Source organism: Pseudomonas sp. GW456-L12 (assembly GCF_059424045.1).
Map to the genome: position 1 here is coordinate 138753 of NZ_JBWKZA010000007.1, position 20383 is coordinate 159135.

At 64.3% G+C, this 20383-nt stretch carries 17 protein-coding genes; 7 read left to right on the plus strand and 10 right to left on the minus strand.

Annotated features, from left to right (window positions below; all coding sequences use genetic code 11):
- Positions 1–60 precede the first annotated feature (60 nt).
- Together AC07Y9_RS11565 and AC07Y9_RS11570 are read left to right on the plus strand one after the other, a co-directional pair.
- Positions 61–1509 carry an NCS1 family nucleobase:cation symporter-1 gene (locus AC07Y9_RS11565; protein ID WP_102679201.1) on the plus strand — a complete coding sequence of 483 codons (1449 nt, stop codon included), beginning with the start codon at positions 61–63 and terminating at the stop codon, positions 1507–1509.
- Between the two features lie 155 nt (positions 1510–1664).
- Entirely contained in the window at positions 1665–2588 is a 924-nt protein-coding gene (locus AC07Y9_RS11570; RefSeq protein WP_009042666.1) for a DMT family transporter, read from the plus strand.
- Between the two features lie 8 nt (positions 2589–2596).
- Here AC07Y9_RS11570 and AC07Y9_RS11575 read toward each other — a convergent pair whose 3' ends face one another.
- Positions 2597–3757: an MFS transporter gene (locus AC07Y9_RS11575; protein ID WP_102679200.1), complete on the minus strand. Its 1161-nt coding sequence runs from the start codon at positions 3755–3757 to the stop codon at positions 2597–2599.
- Positions 3758–3861: 104 nt separating this feature from the next.
- Between AC07Y9_RS11575 and ptrR the strand changes: the two genes are divergently transcribed.
- Together ptrR and AC07Y9_RS11585 are read left to right on the plus strand one after the other, a co-directional pair.
- Positions 3862–4743 (plus strand): putrescine utilization regulator PtrR, encoded by an 882-nt coding sequence (ptrR, locus tag AC07Y9_RS11580; RefSeq protein WP_007920672.1) that lies wholly within the window; start codon positions 3862–3864, stop codon positions 4741–4743.
- Positions 4744–4881: 138 nt separating this feature from the next.
- Positions 4882–5010: a PA1414 family protein gene (locus AC07Y9_RS11585; RefSeq protein ID WP_009042667.1), complete on the plus strand. Its 129-nt coding sequence runs from the start codon at positions 4882–4884 to the stop codon at positions 5008–5010.
- 148 nt (positions 5011–5158) lie between these two features.
- Here AC07Y9_RS11585 and AC07Y9_RS11590 read toward each other — a convergent pair whose 3' ends face one another.
- The 6 genes from AC07Y9_RS11590 to speB all read right to left on the minus strand — a co-directional run bounded on the left by AC07Y9_RS11590 (position 5159) and on the right by speB (position 10761).
- Complete coding sequence (locus AC07Y9_RS11590; protein WP_007920673.1) at positions 5159–5410, minus strand: phosphopantetheine-containing protein; 252 nt, start codon at positions 5408–5410, stop codon at positions 5159–5161.
- Positions 5411–5482: 72 nt separating this feature from the next.
- Positions 5483–6208, minus strand: coding sequence for an MBL fold metallo-hydrolase (locus tag AC07Y9_RS11595; RefSeq protein ID WP_102679199.1), 726 nt, complete (start codon positions 6206–6208; stop codon positions 5483–5485).
- An 84-nt stretch (positions 6209–6292) separates the two neighbouring features.
- On the minus strand, positions 6293–7672 hold the full coding sequence (locus AC07Y9_RS11600) for a sodium:solute symporter family protein (protein WP_087088967.1): 1380 nt from the start codon (positions 7670–7672) through the stop codon (positions 6293–6295).
- 140 nt (positions 7673–7812) lie between these two features.
- Positions 7813–9324, minus strand: coding sequence for a purine-cytosine permease family protein (locus AC07Y9_RS11605; protein ID WP_102679198.1), 1512 nt, complete (start codon positions 9322–9324; stop codon positions 7813–7815).
- A gap of 54 nt (positions 9325–9378) precedes the next feature.
- Entirely contained in the window at positions 9379–9801 is a 423-nt protein-coding gene (locus AC07Y9_RS11610; RefSeq protein ID WP_062823289.1) for a YybH family protein, read from the minus strand.
- 9 nt (positions 9802–9810) lie between these two features.
- Positions 9811–10761, minus strand: coding sequence for an agmatinase (gene speB, locus AC07Y9_RS11615; RefSeq protein WP_007920678.1), 951 nt, complete (start codon positions 10759–10761; stop codon positions 9811–9813).
- Between the two features lie 373 nt (positions 10762–11134).
- Here speB and AC07Y9_RS11620 point away from each other — a divergent pair, with 373 nt between their 5' ends.
- On the plus strand, positions 11135–12028 hold the full coding sequence (locus tag AC07Y9_RS11620; protein WP_087088963.1) for a LysR family transcriptional regulator: 894 nt from the start codon (positions 11135–11137) through the stop codon (positions 12026–12028).
- 10 nt (positions 12029–12038) lie between these two features.
- Positions 12039–12650, plus strand: a complete 612-nt coding sequence (locus AC07Y9_RS11625) for a tRNA-uridine aminocarboxypropyltransferase (protein WP_087088961.1) — start codon at positions 12039–12041, stop codon at positions 12648–12650.
- A gap of 139 nt (positions 12651–12789) precedes the next feature.
- Here AC07Y9_RS11625 and AC07Y9_RS11630 read toward each other — a convergent pair whose 3' ends face one another.
- From AC07Y9_RS11630 to AC07Y9_RS11640, 3 genes are read right to left on the minus strand one after another with little or no spacing between them, the layout of a single operon-like run.
- Positions 12790–14145: an HlyD family type I secretion periplasmic adaptor subunit gene (locus tag AC07Y9_RS11630; protein WP_007920682.1), complete on the minus strand. Its 1356-nt coding sequence runs from the start codon at positions 14143–14145 to the stop codon at positions 12790–12792.
- A 10-nt stretch (positions 14146–14155) separates the two neighbouring features.
- Positions 14156–16315 carry a type I secretion system permease/ATPase gene (locus tag AC07Y9_RS11635; RefSeq protein WP_087088959.1) on the minus strand — a complete coding sequence of 720 codons (2160 nt, stop codon included), beginning with the start codon at positions 16313–16315 and terminating at the stop codon, positions 14156–14158.
- A 19-nt stretch (positions 16316–16334) separates the two neighbouring features.
- Positions 16335–17693 carry a TolC family outer membrane protein gene (locus tag AC07Y9_RS11640; protein WP_007920684.1) on the minus strand — a complete coding sequence of 453 codons (1359 nt, stop codon included), beginning with the start codon at positions 17691–17693 and terminating at the stop codon, positions 16335–16337.
- Positions 17694–18281: 588 nt separating this feature from the next.
- Here AC07Y9_RS11640 and AC07Y9_RS11645 point away from each other — a divergent pair.
- On the plus strand, positions 18282–20383 hold a 2102-nt coding region (locus tag AC07Y9_RS11645; protein WP_146021871.1), incomplete at its 3' end, for a retention module-containing protein.

Genomic DNA, 20383 nt, shown 5'->3' on the forward strand with positions numbered 1-20383 from the left:
ACGCAGTGTGGTCGCAAGGTCAATCGCGGGGGCAGGGCCTGTCCAACAAGGAGCCTTGCAATGACCGAGCAACTACCCAAGGGCTACAGCCCGCGCTTGTACAACCAGGACCTGGGGCCGCTGCCGCAGAAGTGGAACTGGTACAACATCTTCGCCTTCTGGATGAGTGACGTGCACAGCGTCGGAGGTTATGTGTTCGCCGCCAGCCTGTTCGCCCTCGGGCTGGCCAGCTGGCAAGTGCTGGTGGCCCTGCTGGCGGGGATCTGCATCGTGCAACTGATCGCCAACCTGGTGGCCAGGCCCAGCCAGCAGGCGGCGGTGCCATACCCGGTGATCTGCCGGCTGGCGTTCGGTGTATTCGGGGCGAATATCCCGGCGGTGATTCGCGGCCTGATCGCGGTGGCCTGGTATGGGATCCAGACCTACCTGGCGTCCAGCGCCCTGATCATTGTGGTGCTGCGCTTTTTCCCGGCCATGGCGGCCTATGCCGAGCCGCATTTTGCCGGGCTGTCCTACCTGGGCTGGTTCGGTTTCCTGGCGCTGTGGCTGGTCCAGGCCCTGGTGTTCTGGGCCGGCATGGAGTCGATCCGGCGCTTTATCGACTGGGCGGGGCCGGTGGTCTACGCGGTGATGTTCCTCCTCGCCGGCTGGATCGTCTGGAAGGCCGGCTGGAGCAACATCAGCTTCACCCTGGGGGAGAAGTCGCTGTCGGGCTGGCAGGCATTCGGCCAGGTGATCGTCGCCACGGCGCTGGTGGTGTCCTACTTCTCCGGGCCGACCCTGAACTTCGGCGACTTCAGCCGCTACTGCCGCAGCATGCAGGATGTACGACGCGGCAACTTCTGGGGGCTGCCGGTGAACTTCCTGGCGTTCTCTCTGGTGACCGTGGTCATTGTCTCCGGCACCCTGCCGGTGTTCGGTGAAATGCTCCATGACCCGATCGCCACCGTGGCGCGGATCGACAACGACGTCGCGGTGCTGCTCGGCGCCTTCGCCTTTGTCACTGCCACCGTCGGCATCAACATCGTTGCCAACTTCGTCTCGCCGGCCTTCGACTTCGCCAACGTCGCTCCGAGCCGGATCAGCTGGCGCACCGGTGGGATGATCGCGGCCCTGGCGTCGATATTCATCACTCCCTGGAACCTGTTCAACAACCCACAGGTAATCCACTACACCCTCGACGTGCTGGCCGCCTTTATCGGCCCGCTGTTCGGCATTCTGCTGGTGGACTACTACCTGATCAAAAAGCAGCAGATCGATATCGGCGCGCTGTTCAACGACGGCCCGGACGGGCGTTATTACTACAGCGGCGGAGTCAACTGGACCGCGGTCAAGGCGCTGGTGCCGGCGACCCTGATGGGCGTGGCGATCACCTTCACGCCGGCGCTGCAGCCGATGGCCAACTTCGCCTGGTTCACCGGGTGTTTCCTCGGTGGCGCGCTGTTTTTTCTCCTCGCGCGCCGTGAGGCCCTGCCATCCCTGAGGCTGAGCCCGACGGCGTCGAGCTGACGGCGCGGCCAGGAAAAGGTCTTTTCCAGGCGTCTTTTTCTGTCCGTTTGGTTGATAATCGACAGCACATCCATTCTTCGCCCCGGACCGGTTCCGGGGCTTTGTCGTTTCTGTCGAGTAACTGCCATGTCTATGAGTCTGCCCGAGGGGCTGCGGTGAGTATCGAGCGGCGCAGCGCCGACGGTTTTGCACTACAAGTGATGTTGGGGCTGTGCCTGATCTGGGGCGTGCAGCAGGTGATGATCAAGTGGGCCGCGGCGGATATCGCACCGGTGATGCAGGCGGCCGCGCGTTCGGGCATTTCGGCGCTGCTGGTGGCCTTGCTGATGTGCTGGAAGGGCGGCTGGTCGCAGATCGGCAGTACCTGGCGCGGCGGCTTGCTGGCCGGCAGCCTGTTTGGCCTGGAGTTCCTGTTTATCGCCGAAGGGCTCAAGCTCACCAGCGCGGCGCACATGTCGGTGTTTCTCTATACCGCGCCGATCTTCACCGCGCTGGGGGTGAACTGGCTGCTGCCCAGCGAGCGCCTCAGGCCCTTGCAGTGGCTGGGGATTCTGCTGGCGTTCATCGGCATTGGCGTGGCCTTCGCCGGCGGCATTTCGCTGGATAACCTGGACACGCGCATGCTGCTTGGCGACGCCCTGGGTGTGCTGGCCGGCCTGGCCTGGGGCGCGACCACGGTGGTGGTGCGCGCGTCGCGCCTGTCCGAGGCGCCAGCGACCCTGACCCTGTTCTATCAGCTGATCGTCGGTTTTGTTGGCCTGCTGCTGATCGCCGTGCTGAGCGGCCAGGTCACCCATGTCAGCCTGACCCCGGTGGCGGTGGCCAGCGTGCTGTTCCAGGGATTGGTGGTGTCCTTTTTCAGCTACCTGACCTGGTTCTGGTTGCTGCGCCGTTACCTGGCCGCCAACCTGGCGGTGTTTTCCTTCATGACGCCGCTGTTCGGTGTCACCTTCGGGGTCCTGTTGCTGGGCGAACCCCTGAGCCTCAATTTCGTCATTGGCGCGGTGCTGGTGTTGCTGGGCATCACTTTCGTCAGCGCCGAACAGTGGCTGCGCCGGCGGATCCGCAGCCTGCTGTAACCCCAGGCTCAGGCCGTGGCGTGGCATTCCCGGGCAAGCGGTTGTTGCCTCAACAGCAAGACCCCCGCCAGTAGCAGGCTGCTGCCGGCGACGATCAGCGCCGGTTGCAGGCTACCGCTGAAATGGCTGCTCAGGGCCGCCAGCAGTGGCCCGCTCAACTGGCCCATGGCGAAGCAGGCCGTGAGCAAACCGGCGTTGCGCTGGGCTGCATGGGGCGCCAACTCCCGTGAGCGCTGCATCACCAACTGCATGCAGGCCAGGAACGGCGCGCCGCAAAGAATCACCCCCAGCGCCAGGCCGGCGCCACTGCCCAGCAGACAGGCGAAGACCCCGGCGGCTTGCAGCCACAAGGTCGCCATCAGCCAGTGACGGGTGGCGTTCGGGCTGTGTCGGCGCAGGCTGACCAGCCCCACGCCGATGGCCGCCGCCAGACCGAAGCACGGCCAGAACAGGTCGGCCTGCCATTGCCCTTGAAAGCGCGCGCTGGCCATCTGTGACAGGAAGGTTGCCGGGATGATGTAACCCAGGCCGTACAGCGCATAAATCAGCCCGAGGCGGGGGATGCCGCTGTGGGTCGAGGCGTGTGGCATCTGGGCGGTCAGTGCGGGCATGGCGGGTTGCGGCAGGATCGGCAGGATCACCAGCAGCATCAGCAGGCCGGCCGCGGCGTACACCAGCCACAGGATCGCGGAGCTTTGCCCCAGCAGGTTCGAGCCCAGGGCCAGCAGGCCGGTGAGGAAAATCCCCAGCCCGGGCCCGGCAAACACCAGGGCGCCCAGGCGTGGCCGGCCGGCGGCCAGGGCCAGCGACTGGCTCAGGGCGGCGATCATCACCATCACCCAGGCACTGGCCACGCCGGTGCCGAAGCGCAATACCGAATGCGCCCAGAAGCCGCCGGCCCAGAACGAGGCCAGGGTCAGCAGCACGCACAGCCACAGCCCGCCCAACAGACGCCGGCGAACCTGGGCCGGGCGGCGGGCGAACATGGCATCCAGCGCGCCGATGAAATACCCCAGGTAGTTGGCGGCGGCGATCAGGCCAGTGTCGGTCAGGTCGACCTGGCCTTCGCTCAGCAGGTGTGGCAGTTGCGGGGTGAGGGCGAAGCGACCGATGCCCATGGCCATCATCAGGGCAATGAAACTGGCGAGTAAGCGAATCAGCGGTGACATGGTCCGGGCTCCGTCGAAGAGGCGATGACCGTCAGGCTAGGACTGATTGACTTTCTATAAAAATGAATAATATTAAGTAACTTGTTCGATTTTGGAGAATGGTCGTGGAGTTCAGCCAGTTGCGCATCTTCCAGGCGGTCGCCGAGGAAGGTTCCATCACTCGGGCGGCCGAGCGCTTGCATCGGGTGCCGTCCAACCTGTCGACGCGGCTCAAGCAACTGGAAGAGCAACTGGGGGTCGAGCTGTTCCTTCGGGAACGGCAGCGGCTGCAACTGTCGCCGGCGGGCAAGGTGCTGCTCGATTACGCCGCGCGCCTGTTTGCCCTGCGCGATGAGGCCCATGGGGCGGTGCAGGGCGGTCAGCCGGCCGGGGATTTCGTACTGGGCACCATGTACAGCACGGCAGCGATTCAATTACCGGCGCTGCTGGCGCGTTACCACCGCGCCTACCCGGCGGTGAACCTGCAGGTGCAATCGGCGCCCAGCAGCGAGTTGCTCGAAGGCTTGCTGGCCGGGCGCCTGGATGCAGTGCTGGTGGACGGCCCGCTGGAGCTGGCCAGCCTGGACGGGGTGCCGCTGTGCGATGAAAAGCTGGTGTTGATCAGCGAAGCGGACCACCCGCCGATCCGCAGTGCCCGGGATGTCGAAGGGCGTGCGGTATTTACCTTTCGCCGCGGCTGCTCGTACCGCCTGCGCCTGGAGTCCTGGTTCGCCCACTACCAAGCGGCCATGGGGCGGGCGATAGAAATCGAGTCCTATCAGGGAATGCTGGCCTGCGTGATTGCCGGGTCCGGGGTGGCGCTGATGTCGGCGTCGATGCTCGCCAGCCTGCCCGGTCGCGAGAGCGTGGCGGTTCACCCGCTGGCCGAGCCATTCGCCAGTGCCACCACCTGGCTGATGTGGCGCAAGGGCATGCTCGGCGCCAACCTCAATGCCTGGATCGAGCTGCAACAGGCGAGTCAGACGGATCAGCGGGCGACGGCCTGAAACGGGCTGGCTGATTCGGATTAATCCGGTAACAGATCATTGCTATCCGGGGGGAGCACTGGGCGAAAGTTAGCGCTATTATCAGAGCGAAGCGGCTTCAGAACCCAGCCGCCAGGCACGACCCTTAAGGGGGGCACTATGAAAGAGAAACTGCAAAACTGGCTTCACGACCTCGGGGTCGCACTGGGGCTGATCGAGCCGCCATTGCAGCCGGTGCCAATCCGCACAGACGACGAACAACGGCGTCGGCAACAGCGTCGCCGCTAACCATCGGCTCGGGAATGGGGCAGGCATCCAGCCTGCTCCCGTCACTTTTCAGCCGCGCGAGGGCAGGTTCACTCGCGAACGGTTGCCGCCTTCTGATCCAAACCCGTCAACTCGCAACCCGCCCATGGTGCTTGGCGCCGTGGAGTCTTCAGTGCCGTGAAATCTTCAGCAGAAACCGGCTCAAGTCATTGGCGCTGTTCGCCGCCTTGAGCATCTGGTCTTCTTCGTGAGTGAAGGCGGTCAGTCCAAACTGATCTTCCAGGTGGAAGATCAGGTCCTCGATATCCTGCTTGTCCAACCCCAGCTCCTGCAGGCTCACGTCGTCGGCAAATCCGTCGTTGCCATCCAGCAGGCGGCTGATGAAGTCATGCACGGCTTGTCGGACTTCGGCTCTTTTCATCTTGGCTCTTTTCGCCAGGGGCCTGCGCATGGTCTTTGAAGCGGGCGCGATTGTGTGCAGTACAGCACAGCTTCATGGGTGCCGGCGGATCCAATCCTCGATCATCCTGCGCAGCTGCGTTCCCGAAAAACTGCCGAAATGGCCGCCATGCACAGTCCGCACCGGCAGTTGGTACAGGCGTCTCAGGCTGGCAGCGTAGTCCTCCAGGTTGGAGTGGTAGGCGTCTTCGACCAACGGACCGTCGTAGATGATGTCGCCGCTGAACAGGGTGCCACTGGCGGCTTCCCAGAGGCTGATCCCCCCGGGGGAATGGCCGGGCGTATGCAGCACCTGGAGGCTACGGTTGCCCAGGTCGAGCACGTCGCCTTCCTCGATCAGGCGCGTCGCCGGGGCGGCCTTGACCCGATATTCGGCGTAGCACAGCGGGCAATCCGGGTGGGCCTCGAACATCGCGTCGCCAACGAAGGCGGCCGACAAGGTATTGGCCCCGTCAGGCGCGGCTAGGATCTGCGCCTCGGCCGGGTGCACCAGGCGTTCGGGGAATTCGTGATGCCCGGCGATATGGTCGAAATGGCAATGGCTGGCCACCGCCAGCAACGGCCGTTCGGTGAGCCAGGGCAACTGTTCGCGCAAGCTGACCAGGCCGGAGCCGCTGTCCAGCAGCAGGTCCCTGTCGCGACCCTGGATATGCCACAGGTTGCAGCGATAGAACGGCCGGATATAGGGCTCGTGGATCAGCCGAATCCCGTCGCTCAGGCTTCTGACTTCGAACCAGCGGTCGCGGCTGACAATCTTCATCGACTTTCCTCCAGGCGAAAAAAAACGGGTGCAGCCACCGACGCTGCACCCGCCGAAGAAAAATGTACGGCGTCTGACCTGAGGTTAGATCGCGTTGGCCAGGGTTGCCGGGCGACGAGACAACAGGCTCACCACCACGAAGCTGATCAGGCCGACAGCCAGGCTGTAGTAGATCGGGGTGTTGGCGTCCAGGCCGTCCTTGAACATGAACGCCAGCGCGGTGAGGAAACCCAGGCCCATGCTGGCGATGGCGCCGGCGGTGGTCGCGCGTTTCCAGAAGATCGCCCCGATCAGCGGGATCAGCATGCCGCCCACCAGCAGGTTATAGGCCAGGGTCAGGGCGCTGATCACGTCGTTGACCACCAGGGCGATGCCCAGGACCACGATGCCGGTCAGCAGGGTGAACAGGCGGTTGATCCCCAGGCTCGACTGCTTGCCGCCACGCAGCTTGGGCAACAGGTCTTCGGTCAGGGTGGTGGAGGCGGCCAGCAGGCCGGCGCTGGCGGTGGACATCATGGCGGCCAGGGCCGCGGCGATCACCAGGCCACGGATGCCGTCCGGCAGCGAGGCTTTGACGATGGCGGCGAAGGCGTTGTTGACGTTGTCCAGGTCCGGCAGCAAGACATGCGCGGCCATGCCGATCAAGGCGCAGGCCAGACCGTAGAGGATGCAGTAGAAGCCGGCGACGGTGCCTGCGTATTGCGCGACTTTTTCGGTCTTGGCGGTGAACACCCGTTGCCAGATGTCCTGGCCGATCAGGATGCCGAAGAAGTAGATCATGAAGTAGGTGACGATGGTGTCCCAGCCGATGGTGGTGAAGCTGAAGCTGGACGCCGGCAGCTTGGCCACCAGCTCATCCCAGCCGCCGACGCGGTACAGGCAGATCGGCAGCAGGATGAACATCAGGCCGACGGTCTTGATCACGAACTGGACGATGTCGGTCAGGGTCAGCGACCACATGCCGCCGATCGCCGAATAAATCACCACCACGCCACCGCCCAGCAGCACCGAAATCCAGAACGGCAGGCCGAACAGCACTTGCAGCACGGTGCCGATGGCGAGGATCGAGGTCACGCCGATCATCAGCGCGTAGGCCAGCATGATCACCGCGCTGGCCTGGCGGGCCATCGGGTTGTAGCGTTTTTCCAGGACCTGGGTAACGGTGAAGATCCGCAGCTTGAGCAGCGGTTTGGCCAGCAGCAGGTTGAGGGCGATGATGCCCAGGCCCAGCGCCGCGCACAGCCAGAAGCCGGAGATGCCGTGGACATAGCCCAGGCGCACGGTGCCGACGGTGGAGGCACCGCCCAGCACGGTGGCGGCCATGGTGCCCATGTACAGGGTCGGGCCCAGGTTGCGGCCGGCTACCAGGTAGTCCTCGTGGGTCTTGGCCTTGCGCATGCCGTAATAGCCGAGCACCAGCATGCCGGCGGCGTAGATGAGTACGACGAATAGATCTAAAGCCATGATGGCGTGTCTCCGATTGTCTTTCTTATAGTGGCTTGCTGTAGAAGCGAGGCTTGCCGCAATCAAGGCGACGCGGTCTGGCGGACCCGTCGTGTGAGGCGTGATTGCCGGCGAGCCTGCCGCTACAGGTCATGCTTGAGTCAGGCGGCTTGGCGCATGACCGGTTTACCGAGCGAATCCGTGCTCTTGCTGCGTGGATCGTTGGGGCCGTAGACCGCGGCCGGCTCCGGGAACAGGTTGAGCAGGGCCAGGTACACCAGCGAGGCCAGGCCCAGGGTCACCGGCAGGCTGATATCGATGCCGTCGGCCAGGTTGCCCAGCGGACCGACGAACTGCCCGGGCAGGTTGACGAAGCACAGGCCGACCAGCGCGCTGGGGATCCAGGCCCCCAGGCCACGCCAGTTCCAGCCGTGCTGGAACCAGTAGCGGCCACCTTGCTCGCCACGGGTGAAGACTTGCAGGTCGTCCGGGCAGTAGAAGCCGCGACGCACCAGCAGGCCGATCAGCATGATCACCATCCACGGGGTGGTGCAGGTGATGATCAGCACGGCGAAGGTCGACACGCTCTGCACCAGGTTGGCGGCGAAGCGCCCGATGAAGATGAAGGCGATCGACAGCACGCCGATCAGCAGGGTCGCCTTGACCCGCGACAGCACCCGCGGGAACACGCTGGACATGTCCAGGCCGGTGCCATACAGCGAGGTGGTGCCGGTGGACATGCCGCCAATCACCGCGATCAGGCACACCGGCAGGAAGAACCAGCTCGGCGAGACCGCCAGCAGGCCGCCGACGTAGTTGTTGGCGGCGATGTAGTCGGGCGCCTTGATCTCCACGATGGTGGCGGTGGCCAGGCCGAACAGGAAGGGAATCAGGGTGGCGATCTGCGCGGCGATCACCGCCAGCATGATCCGGCCTTTCGGCGTTTCGCGGGGGATGTAGCGCGACCAGTCGCCGAGGAACGCGCCGAAGGAAATCGGGTTGCTCATGGCCACCAGCGCGGCACCGATGAAGGCCGCCCAGAAACCCGCCTGGCCGAGGGCCAGGGTACCGGCGAACTGGCTGTCGAAGGCCGGCGCGAAGGCGAAGATCCCCAGCAGGAACAGCAGGCTCGCCGCCCAGACGGCAATGCGGTTGACCCACAGCATGAAGCGGAAGCCGTAGATGCACACCGTCAGTACCAGGATCGCGAACAGGCCGTAGGCCAGGCCCAGGGTCAGGTCGGTTTCCGGCAGGTCGACCAGGCGCTTGGCGCCGCCCACCAGGGCGTCCCCCGAACTCCATACGGAGAGGGAGAAGAAGGCGATGGCGGTCAGCAACGACAGGAACGAGCCGACGATCCGCCCGTGCACGCCGAAGTGCGCACCGGAAGAGACGGCGTTGTTGGTGCCGTTGATCGGTCCGAACAGGCCCATCGGCGCGAGGATCAATGCCCCCAGGATCACGCCCAGCACGATCGCCCAGACACCCGCCTGGAAGGACAGGCCGAACAGCACCGGGAAGCTGCCGAGCACGGCGGTGGCGAAGGTATTGGCGCCGCCGAAGATCAGGCGAAACAGGTCGCTGGGCCGGGCGTCGCGTTCATGGTCGGGGATCTGTTCGACCCCGTTCGTTTCGATGCTGCTAAGGCTTTTTTCTTTGTTGTTGTTATTCATGATCTGCTCCGATCACTAGGGCGCGCTCATCGTGCGTGAGCGTCACCTTTCTGGCTAAGGGGGTGGCAGCCCTTCCGGCATTGCGGACAAATGTTCGTGGCAGGCCAGCCATAGGCCTTGTTGTTGTGTGCCGGACCCTTGTTTGCAAAAAACAATGGTCTCGCGCTCCTGGCTGAAGTGTTGCTCCCCTTGCATGCGCAGCTCGGTGGCGACGTCATGAATGAATACCGCGGTGTCCCCCTGCAGGCTGACAAACGCGTTGCTCGAGGTGCAGGACAGCACCTCGAAGCCGTCCTCGCGACGCCAGCTGTCCCACAGCGCCTGGTAGGCGTCGCGGGACAGCAGGGGCTGGGCGAGGGTGTGGAAGACGAAGCTGGCGTCGGTGCTGAACGCACCGAAGTAGGCTTCGCGATCGTTACGGGCGAAGGCCGCCACCAGTTCGGCGGCGGCTTTGAGGACCTGCTCGCGCTCGCTCATGGCCGGGCCTCAGCGACGCGCCACGCCCGGCAGCACGCAGAGCATTTCGTACAGCAGGTTGGCGCCCAGCAGCGAGGTGTTGCCGGTGGTGTCGTACGGCGGCGAGACTTCTACCAGATCGCAGCCGACCAGGTCGAGGCCCTGGCAGCCACGGACGATCTCGATCGCCTGGATGGTGGTCAGGCCGCCGATTTCCGGGGTGCCGGTGCCTGGCGCCCAGGCCGGGTCGATGCCGTCGATGTCGAAGCTCAGGTACACCGGGCCGTCGCCGACTTTCGCCCGTACTTCGGCCATCAGCGGGTCCAGCGACTTGTGCCAGCATTCTTCGGCCTGCACCACGCGAAAGCCCTGCTTGCGGCTCCAGTTGAAGTCTTCGGCGGTGTAGCCCTGGGCGCGCAGGCCGATCTGCACCACGCGGTCGCAGTCCAGCAGGCCTTCTTCGACGGCGCGGCGGAAGGTGGTGCCGTGGGCGATCTTCTCGCCGAACATGTGATCGTTGACATCGGCGTGGGCATCGATGTGCACCAGGCCGACCTTGCCGTGTTTCTTGTGGATGGCGCGCAGGATCGGCAGGGTGATGGTGTGGTCGCCGCCCAGGGTCAGCGGGATCACGTTGTGCTCGAGAATGCCGTCGTAGGCTTCTTCGATGATGCGCACGGCGTCCAGCAGGTTGAAGGTGTTGATGGCCACGTCGCCGATGTCGGCCACGTTCAGCGAGTCGAAGGGCGCGGCGCCGGTGGCCATGTTGTACGGACGGATCATCACCGATTCGGCGCGGATCTCACGGGGCCCGAAGCGGGTGCCGGCGCGCAGCGAGGTGCCGATGTCCAGCGGTACGCCGACGAAGGCGGCATCCAGGCCGGCCGGGGTAGGTACATGGGGAAGACGCATCATGGTGGCGATGCCGCCGAAGCGCGGCATTTCGTTGCCGCCCAGTGGTTGGTGGAGAATCTTGTCCACGGGATTGGCCTCATCGTTGTTTTATTTATGGGGTTTGTGGCGCGGCAATGACTGCCGGCGAAACCGAGTGGGGCCGATTCTGCGAAATGTAGTGGGCAGGAAGAATCGCTACGGGCAAATACTTAGTTCAGATTTTTCTAAACTAAGGGCGGGTGTAAAGGATAGACTCTGGCCCAGTGAGAGCGGCACTGCCCGGACCGGAGATCATTCGCGGGCAAGCCTCGCTCTTACAGAAGCAGGAGGGAGACTTGCCGGCGATTGGCCGCACAGCGGTCATAATCGGCGCCGCGACGCTGTTCATGAAGGAACGCCAATGAGGTCTGGATGACCCTGACACCCGATCCCCGTTGTCGATTTTCCTTGTGGAGCTCCCATGGCCAACGCTTTACCTGATCTGAAACTATTGCGCATCTTCGTCAGCGTGGTGCGGCATCAGGGGTTCGCCAATGCCCAGCACGAACTGAACCTCTCCACGTCGGCCATCAGCACCTACATGAGCCAGCTCGAGTCGGCCCTGGGGCTGGTCCTGTGCCACCGTGGCCGCGGCGGTTTCACCCTGACCAGCAAGGGCGAGTTGTTCCACCAGGAAACCCTGCGCCTGCTGGGCGAGCTGGAGGGTTTCGAGCAGTACGCCGCGGCGCTCAAGGGCGAACTGCGCGGCACCCTCAACCTGGGGGTGATCGACTCGACGGTGAGCGACAAGGCCCTGCCGTTCGCCGAAGCCATCGGTGCCTACAGCCAGGAACACCCGGCGGTGCATTTGCATCTGTCGGTACTCAGCCCCTACGAATTGCAGCTCGGCGTGCAGGACAACCGCCTGGACCTGGCCATCGGTGCGTTCTCCACGCGCATGAGCGGGCTGGTGTATATGCCGCTGTACCGCGAGCAGCACTGGCTGTATTGCAGCAGCCGGCACCCGCTGTTCAACGAGCGGCGCATCCCCGAGCAGGTGATCACCCAGCAGCGCATGGTCGGCCGTGGCTACTGGAGCCAGGCCGAGCTGGCGCGCCACGGCTTCAAGCACAGCGCGGCGACGGTGGAGAGCATGGAAGCGCAACTGATCCTGGTGCTGTCCGGCGCCTACATCGGCTACCTGCCGGAGCATTACGCCCAGGCCTGGGCCGACAAGGGCGATTTGCGCGTGCTGCTGCCGGCGACCTTCGGTTATCAGGCGCCGTTTTCGATGATCGTGCGCCGTGGGCGCAGCCGCGAACCGTTGATCCAGACGTTCCGCGACCTGCTCAAGGCGCAGCTCAATCAGGCCTGAGGAGGCGCCCATGTCGAGAATTCAATGCCCGCGTTGCCTGCGCCCGAAAACCCATTGCCTGTGCCCGCTGATTCCACGGCTGGACAGCCGCACCCGGATACTCCTGTTGCAGCATCCCAGCGAAGTGAACCACGCGCTGAACACTGCGCGGCTGGCGGCGTTGGGGTTGAACAATGCCGAGTTGATCGTCGGCGAGGTGTTTGCCGATCTGCCGAAGCTGTTGAACTGTCCCGGGTATCAGGCACGCCTGCTGTTCCCGGCGGAGGACGCGCAGCCGTTGCAGGCCTATTCCCGCGTGCCGGACGAGCAGCCCTTGCTGTTGGTGGTGCCCGACGGTACCTGGCGCAAGGCGCGCAAGTTGCTGCACCTCAATCCGCTGCTGGCCGCGTTGCCCCGGGTGACCCTGGCCGAAGGCACGGTGTCCCGTTACCGGCTGCGCAAGGCGCCCGGGCCGGGGGCCCTGTCGACCATCGAGGCCATCGTCCAGGCCCTGCAGGTCCTGGAGGCACCGGCCACGTTCGTGCCCTTGCTGAAGCCTTTCGAGGCCTTGATCGACGGACAGATCGCGGCAATGGGCGAAGACACCTACCAACGTAACCACCAGCAGACAAAAGACCTGTAGCCGCTGCCGCAGGCTGCGATCGACCGCGAAGCGGGCGCCGATCCAGGCGCCTCGGTCTTGCAGGAGGTACGCGGTGTCAGGCCCAGGGGCCGCTGCGCGCCCCGGCGCAGCCTGCGGCAGCGGCTACAGGTCGGGTGTATCAGCGCTCGCGCATCGCCTCGGTCCGCGCCTTGAGCACCGGCTTGAGCAGGTAGTCGAGCACGCTTTTCTCGCCGGTGATGATGTCCACCGTGGCGACCATGCCGGGGATGATCAGCAGCGGCTTGAGGTCGCCGCCCAGGTGGTTCTTGTCGGTGCGCACCTGGATCAGATAGAAACTGTTGCCCTTGTCGTCGGCGATGGTGTCGGCGCCGATCAGTTCCAGCTTGGCGCTCAGGCCACCGTAGATGGTGTAGTCGTAGGCGCTGAACTTGACCATGGCTTTCTGCCCGGGATGGAGGAAGGCCACGTCCTGTGGCCGCACCTTGGCCTCGATCAGCAGGTTGTCCTCCAGCGGCACGATTTCCAGCATGTCGCTGCCCGGCTGGACCACGCCGCCGATGGTGTTGACCTTGAGCTGCTTGATCACCCCGTGCACCGGCGAAGTCACGGTGGTGCGGGTCACTCGGTCGTCGATGGCGATGCTCGAGGCGGTGATTTTCGACAGGTCGGTGCGTTTCTCGTTGAGTTCCTTGGCGGCGTCGGAACGGAAGCCTTGTTCGGACTCGTCGATCTTGCTCCTGATTTCGTTGATCGCCGATTCCGCCCGGGGAATGGCCAGGGTCGTGGCATTCAACGAGCCGCGGATTTCCACCGCGCTGCGTTTGAGACGCAGGATCTCCACCGGTGACACCGCGCCGGTACTTACCAGCGGCGCCGACATGTTCATCTCCTGGTTGAGCAGGGCCAGGCTGGAACTGAATTGCCCCTGTTTCGAACGGAACTCCGCCAGTTCCTGGGTCTTTTGCCGCAGCTGTTCGCTCAGGGTCCGTTGTTCGCTGGCCAGGCGGCGCTGGCGCTGTTCGTACAGCGAGCGTTCGTCCTCCGCCACCTGGGGCGCCTTGGCCACCACTTCGTCGGATGGCTTGAACGGCCGACCCTCGGCTTCGGCGGACAGGCGTTCGACCTGGGCCATCAAGGCATAGCGGTCGGCCTCGCTTTCGCCCTTGTTCGACAGGAAACGTGTGTCGTCCAGGCGCAGCAGGGTGTCGCCCTTGTTCACCATCTGCCCTTCGCGCACGAAGATCTCGGTGACGATGCCGCCTTCCAGGTTCTGCACCACCTGCACCTTACTCGACGGGATGGCCTTGCCTTCGCCGGTGGTGACTTCCTGAAGCACCGCGAACTTGGCCCAGAGCAGGGCGCTGACGAGCAGCCCGGTGGTCAGCCAGACGACGATGCGCGAGCCGCGGGGCGAATCCTGCAGCGAGGCGCCGGCGGTTTCGGGCATGAACTCGCTTTCCGCGCTTTTGCGCAGGCTGGCGAAGTAGCCGCGTGATTGCGATGAGGCAGGCATAGGGCGACTCCTAGACCGCCGCAGAGCCGACACGGCCCTTGCGCAGTGCATCGATGACCGCTTCTTTCGGCCCGTCGGCGACGATCCGCCCGTTGTCCAGGACCACCAGCCGCTCCACCAGGCTGAGCATCGAGGTGCGGTGGGTCACCAGCAGCAGGGTCTTGCCTTGCACCCAGGCGTGCAGGCGCTGGCGCAGGGCGTCTTCGCTGCTGTTGTCCATGGCGCTGGTGGGTTCGTCCAGGAGCATGATCGGTGGGTCCAGCAGCAGCGCTCGGGCCAGCAGCACCGCTTGGCGCTGGCCGCCGGACAGCAGCTGGCCACGCTCGCCCACCGGCCGGTCGAAGCCTTGGGGATGCTGGCGTGCCAGCTCGGTGACTCCGGTCAGCTCGGCGACCTCGAGCATGCGCGCATCGCTGATGTAGCGGGCGCCGAGGGTCAGGTTGTCGCGCAGGCTGCCGGCCAGCAGCGGCAGGTCGTGGGCGACATAGCCGATCTGCTGGCGCAGGTCGGCCACGTCCAGTTGGCGCAGGTCCAGGCCGTCCAGCAGCAACTGGCCTTCCTCGGGGGCATAGAAACCCATGACCAGGCGTCCCAGGGTGCTCTTGCCGGAGCCGCTGCGGCCGATGATGCCGATGCGTTCGCCGGGCTGCATGCTGAAGCTGATATTGCTCAGGGCCGCGGCATTCTGTCCCTGATAACGGAAGGTCACCTGATTGAGCGCCAGCGCGCCTTGCAGTTGCGTGCGCTCCAGCGGGCGCTGGCGGGCATCGCGTTCCTGGGGCAAGGCCATCAGGGCGTCGGTGCTGCGCATGGTCAGTTGCGCCTGCTGGTAGCGGGTGATCAGCCCGGCGATCTGCCCCAGCGGCGCCAGGACCCGGCTGCCGAGCATGTAGGTGGCGACCAGCGCGCCGACGCTGAGGTTGCCGGCGATGATGCTGTAGACCCCGGCGACTATGGTCGCCATGCCGCAGAACTGCTGGATGAACAGGGTGCCGTTGGTGGCCAGGGCCGAGAGATTGCGCGCGTGGCTATCGAGGCGGGTGAGGGCGCCGTGGGTGCTTTCCCACCGGTGCTGGCGTTCGCTTTCGGCGCTGCAGGCCTTGAGGGTTTCCAGGCCGCCGAGGGTCTCGATCAGCAGCGCCTGGCGTTCGGCGCCCAGGCTCAGGCTCTTTTGCACGGTGTCGCGCAGGCGGGCCTGGATCAGCATGGCGAAGGCGATGGTCAGGGGAAACGCCAGCAGCGGGATCACCACCAGCCAGCCGCCGAGCAGGCCGATCACCAGCAGCATCAGCACGGCGAAGGGCAGGTCGATCAGGCTGGTCAGGGTCACGGCGGTGAGAAACTCGCGCAGGCCCTGGAAGTCATGGATGCTCTGGGCGAAGCCGCCGATGGTCGCCGGCTTGGCTTTCATCGCCATGCCGGTGATGCGCTCGAACAGGGTGGCGGAGAGAATCACGTCGGTGCGCTTGCCGGCGCTGTCCAGCAGATGGGCGCGCACCACCCGCAGTACCAGCTCGAAGCCGGTGCCGATCAACAGGCCGATGGCCAGCACCCAGAGGGTCGAGGTGGCCTGGTTGGGCACCACGCGGTCGTAGGTCTGCATGACGAACAGCGGCACCATCAACCCCAGGAGGTTGATCAGCAGGCTGGCGAGGATCGCGTCGCTGTACAGCCAGCGCGAGAGTTTCAGGGTGTCGCGAAACCAGGCTTCGACCCGCGGCACCAGGGAATTGCGCAGTTCTTCCAGTTCGTGGCGTGGCCGGGCGAACAGCGCCTGGCCACTGTAGTCATCGTTCAGCTCCGCCTGGCTGACCCACTGCTCGCCGCCTTCGGCTTCGCTGGGCAGGATCAGCGCCTGGCCGTCATCGCCCCAGCGGCGCAGGACCGCACAGCGGCCATGCTTGAGGATCAGCAGCACCGGCAGGTTGAGCCTGGAGATCGCCGACAGCTCACGCCGCAGCAGGCGGGCCTGCAGGCTGGCGCGGGCCGCGGCGCGGGGCAGCAGGTCCAGGCTCAGGCGTTGCTGGGCCAGAGGCAGCCCCGCGCTGAGGCTGGCCCGGCTGACGGTGCAGTCGTGCAGTTTGCAGAGGATCAACAATCCGTCCAACAACGGGTCATCAAAGCTCAGGCGCGGATCGACGCCTGAGCTCCCGGGTTCCATGCTGGTCACATTGAAGTCCTCCGAGGACTTAACGCATCTCAGGCAGACGGGCTTCGCTCTTCACTTCGGTCTGGGCGATCGCTTCGGCTGGTACCACGACTTTTTCCTTGTTCAACAACTCGCCCATGTTCGCCAGCACGCGATACATCGAAAACTCCTCGGTGTAACGCACCTCGGTGTAGCGGCGGTTGGCGTTGTACAGCTCGTTTTCGCTGTCCAGCAGGTCGAGCAGGGTGCGCTGGCCGAGACCGAACTGGTCCTGGTAAGCGGCCCGTACGCGGGTGGTGGTTTCAGCGTATTCGCGAGCGGTGGGGGTCTGCTTCTTGGCGTTGAGCATGGCGTTCCAGGCCAGGGTGATGTTCTCGTTGAGCATGCGCAGCGCGTTGTTGCGGATGTCCATGGCCTGGTTGATCTTGTGCGCGTCCGATTGCAGGCGGGCTTTGTCGCTGCCGCCGCGGAACAGGTTGTAGTTCATCACCACGCCCACTCGCCATTCATTGTCGTGGCCCTTGTCGCCCTGCACGTTGTCGTTGGCGCCCACCGCGGCCTCGGCATCGAAGCGTGGGTAGAACGGCGACTTGGCGACTTCGTACTGGCTCTCGGCCGCTTGCACGTCGGCCTGGGCCGATTTCAGGTAGGGGTTGTTCTCCAGCATGCTCTGCCGGGCATCCGGCAGGCTGGCGGGGATCTCGCCGCGCACCGAAGGCAGGCTTTCCAGTTCGTCGGGCATACGGCCCACGGCGCTGAAGAAGTTGGCTTCGGCGTCGGCCAGGTCGACCTGCGCCGTGTCATAGTTGTTTTCCGCCAGGGCGCGACGGGCCTTGGACTGGTCGAGGTCGGCGGTGCTGCCGACGCCACGTTCGCTGCGCAGGCCGATCTGGTCGTTGACCCGCAGGTGCGCCTGCAGGTTGTTCTTGGCCAGGGTCACCAGTTCGCGGCGCTTGAGCACTTCCAGGTACACCTCGATGGTGCGCAGGGCCAGGCTCTCGGCGGTACCGCGGGTGTAGTAGGCCCGCGAGTTGGAGACCGACTGGGTACGCCCGACTTCGTTGGCGGTATTGAAGCCGTCGAAGAGCATTTGCCGCAGGCGCAACTCCGACTGGGTATAGGTCAGGGTCTCGGTGTGATGGTTGCCCAACGCGCGCGTGGTGGTGTTGTCGCTGTAGCCACGGCCATAGGCCGCATTCAGGTCCAGCGATGGATAGAAGCCCCCTTTGGCGACCTTGACGTCCTCATCAGCCGACAGACGGTTGTTCTGGCTCGCGCGCAGTTCCGGGTGGTTGTCCAGCGTGCTTTGAATCGCCTCCGTCAGAGACATGGCTTGGGCCTGATGAATGCAGGCCATGGCTAATAAAATCGCGCTACTGAGGGGGGTAAAAACGCGCATGAGGTACATCTCCCTGGTCCATGTATGGTGCTTTGCAATCGCCAAAAAAATGACGAACTTTATAGGTCAAACCGTTTCAGGCTTGTAACAACAGAGCTAAGAACATCCTGAGCGGAAGCTAAGAAGAATTTCTCATAAGGCTTATGCTGAAAAAAACTTATGCACTCTGTGAAATCCAGCACATTGTTCAGTTCGCAAGCCCCGTATTTATAGGCTCTAGAGGGCTTTTCAGGGGTTTGAAAAGGTTCAACAAAATTTGCGACATAGGGCGGGAGAGGAGCGGTGGGGAGGGTGCGATACGGATTTTACAGCGACATTTTTTTGTCACTTGCAGTGTTTGAATCCATGTCGCGACTTTCGCGGGAGGGCTGTCCGAAGCCTGAATGCGTTTGATTGCATTCGGTTTTGCCTTCGGCAGAAACAGCAGGCCAGCGAGGGACGAGCGAGAGGGAAGGCCGGTGCGCAGGTTCGACTGAGCAGCAATCAGCGAACCTTCAGGCTGGCGTTTCCTGTCGGTGACCCGATAACGCCATAGCACTTTTCCGTGCAACCAGATGCCGATAGCGGTCGGCAGCGGAGGAAGTGCTCATGGCTAGGTTAATCGGTGTCGTCAGTAAGGTAATCGGGCAGGTGGTAGCGGTAGCGGCGGATGGCAGCCGGCGCGTTCTGGTAGAAGGCGATCGTCTGTTTGCGGGGGATCAACTGGTGACCGGTGCGCAGGGCGCGGTAGCCGTGCATCTGCAGAACGGCCAGGAACTGACCCTCGGGCGCGACAGCAGCCTGCAATTGACCCCGCAACTGCTGGCGAACCAGGCGCCCCATGTGCAGGCTCCTGAAGTCGTGACCCCCAGCGAGGCGCAACTGACCGATGTCGAGCAACTGCAGAAAGCTATCGCTGCCGGCGCCGACCCGACGCAGACTGGCGAAGCCACCGCGGCCGGCCCCGGTGCTACGGGTGGCACCGCTGGCGCCCTGGGTGGCGGGCATACCTTTGTACTGCTTGAAGAAGTCGCGGGTCGGGTCGAGCCGATCATTGGTTTTCCCACCGCGGGCTTCAACGGCATTCCCGAGTTCGTGCCTGAGCGGATTGCCGCGGTACCGCCTAGCGACGACGGCGGTATCGCACCGCCACCGCCACCGAACAACCCGGTCACCCTGGGCGGCCTGTCGGTTGCCAATGGCGAGTTGACCCTCAGCGAAGCCAATCTGCCCCAAGGCTCGGCGAGCAATCCCGCGGCGCTGGTGCAGAACGGTACCTTCAGTGTCTCCGCCCCCGACGGGCTGCTCAGCCTCAGCGTGGGTGGGATCGCCGTGGTCAGTGGCGGGGTGGCCGCCAGTTTCCCGCAGTCGATTACCACCGCCCTCGGCAACACCCTGACCATCACCGGTTTCGATCCTGCCACGGGTACGGTCAGCTACAGCTACACCCTGGTCGGCAACGAAATCCATTCCGCCGCCGACGGTGCCAACAACCTGAGCGAACATTTCACCGTGGTCGCCAGCGACAGTAATGGCGATTCGGCGAGCAACTCGCTGGATATCAACATCACCGACGATGTGCCCCAGGCGTTCAACGACAGCAATGGCGTCGCCTCGGAAAGCCAACTGACCCTGAGCGGCAATGTCCTGACCAACGATGTGCAAGGCGCCGACCGGGTGCCCAGCGGACCGATCACTGCCGGCACCTTCAACGGCACCTACGGCACCCTGGTGCTGGCCGCCGACGGTACCTATACCTACACCGTGCATACCAGCGATCCGGCGTTCCTCGCGCTTCAGGGCGGCGGCAACGGTACGGACAGCTTCACCTATACCCTGACCGATGCCGACGGCGACAGCAGCACCGCCAACCTGGTGTTGCAGGTGCACAACAACGACGACACGGTGGTGATTCAGGGCCTCAATGCCGAAGGCGGCGAAGTCACGGTCTACGAGAAAAACCTGGCGGACGGCAGCAGCCCGGATGCGGGCGCGTTGACCCAAAGCGGCACCTTCACCGTGACCGCGCTGGATGGCCTGCAGACCCTGACGGTGGGCGGGATCAATGTGGTAACGGGCGGGGTGGCCGCGGGCTTCCCACAATCGGCGACCACCGCTTTGGGCAACACCTTGACTATCACGGGCTATAACGCCGCCACCGGGGTGATCAGCTACAGCTACACCCTGGCCGACAATGAGGCCCACCCGACGGCCAATGGCGCCAACAGCCTCAGCGAACACTTCAATGTGGTGGCGACCGATGCCGATGGCAGCACCGCCAGCGGTTCGCTGGATGTGAATGTGGTGGACGACCTGCCAACGGCAGTCGATGACAGCAATGGCGTGGCCTCGGAAAGCCAGCTGGTGCTCAGCGGCAATGTGTTGACCAACGACGTGCAGGGCGCTGACCGCGTACCCACAGGCCCAGTGACCGCCGGTACCTTCACCGGCACCTACGGCACCCTGGTCCTCGCAGCCGATGGCACTTACACCTACACCCTCAACACCGCGGACGCCGACTTCAAGGCCTTGCAGGGCAATGGCAACGGCACCGAAACCTTCGCCTACACCCTCACCGACGCCGATGGCGACCCGAGCACCGCCAACCTGGTGCTGAATATCCATAACAACGATGACGGCGTGACCCTCGATGGCCTGGATACCAACGGCGGCGAACTGACGGTCTACGAGAAAAACCTGGCGGACGGCAG

Excerpts from the sequence above, each read along its gene's own strand:
- AC07Y9_RS11640 (WP_007920684.1), bottom strand. The coding sequence starts at position 17,693 with ATGCGCGTTTTTACCCCCCTCAGTAGCGCGATTTTATTAGCCATGGCC.
- AC07Y9_RS11565 (WP_102679201.1), top strand. The coding sequence starts at position 61 with ATGACCGAGCAACTACCCAAGGGCTACAGCCCGCGCTTGTACAACCAG.
- AC07Y9_RS11605 (WP_102679198.1), bottom strand. The coding sequence starts at position 9,324 with ATGAATAACAACAACAAAGAAAAAAGCCTTAGCAGCATCGAAACGAAC.
- AC07Y9_RS11630 (WP_007920682.1), bottom strand. The coding sequence starts at position 14,145 with ATGCCTGCCTCATCGCAATCACGCGGCTACTTCGCCAGCCTGCGCAAA.
- AC07Y9_RS11610 (WP_062823289.1), bottom strand. The coding sequence starts at position 9,801 with ATGAGCGAGCGCGAGCAGGTCCTCAAAGCCGCCGCCGAACTGGTGGCG.
- AC07Y9_RS11620 (WP_087088963.1), top strand. The coding sequence starts at position 11,135 with ATGGCCAACGCTTTACCTGATCTGAAACTATTGCGCATCTTCGTCAGC.
- AC07Y9_RS11585 (WP_009042667.1), top strand. The coding sequence starts at position 4,882 with ATGAAAGAGAAACTGCAAAACTGGCTTCACGACCTCGGGGTCGCACTG.
- AC07Y9_RS11595 (WP_102679199.1), bottom strand. The coding sequence starts at position 6,208 with ATGAAGATTGTCAGCCGCGACCGCTGGTTCGAAGTCAGAAGCCTGAGC.
- AC07Y9_RS11590 (WP_007920673.1), bottom strand. The coding sequence starts at position 5,410 with ATGAAAAGAGCCGAAGTCCGACAAGCCGTGCATGACTTCATCAGCCGC.
- AC07Y9_RS11575 (WP_102679200.1), bottom strand. The coding sequence starts at position 3,757 with ATGTCACCGCTGATTCGCTTACTCGCCAGTTTCATTGCCCTGATGATG.
- AC07Y9_RS11600 (WP_087088967.1), bottom strand. The coding sequence starts at position 7,672 with ATGGCTTTAGATCTATTCGTCGTACTCATCTACGCCGCCGGCATGCTG.
- AC07Y9_RS11625 (WP_087088961.1), top strand. The coding sequence starts at position 12,039 with ATGTCGAGAATTCAATGCCCGCGTTGCCTGCGCCCGAAAACCCATTGC.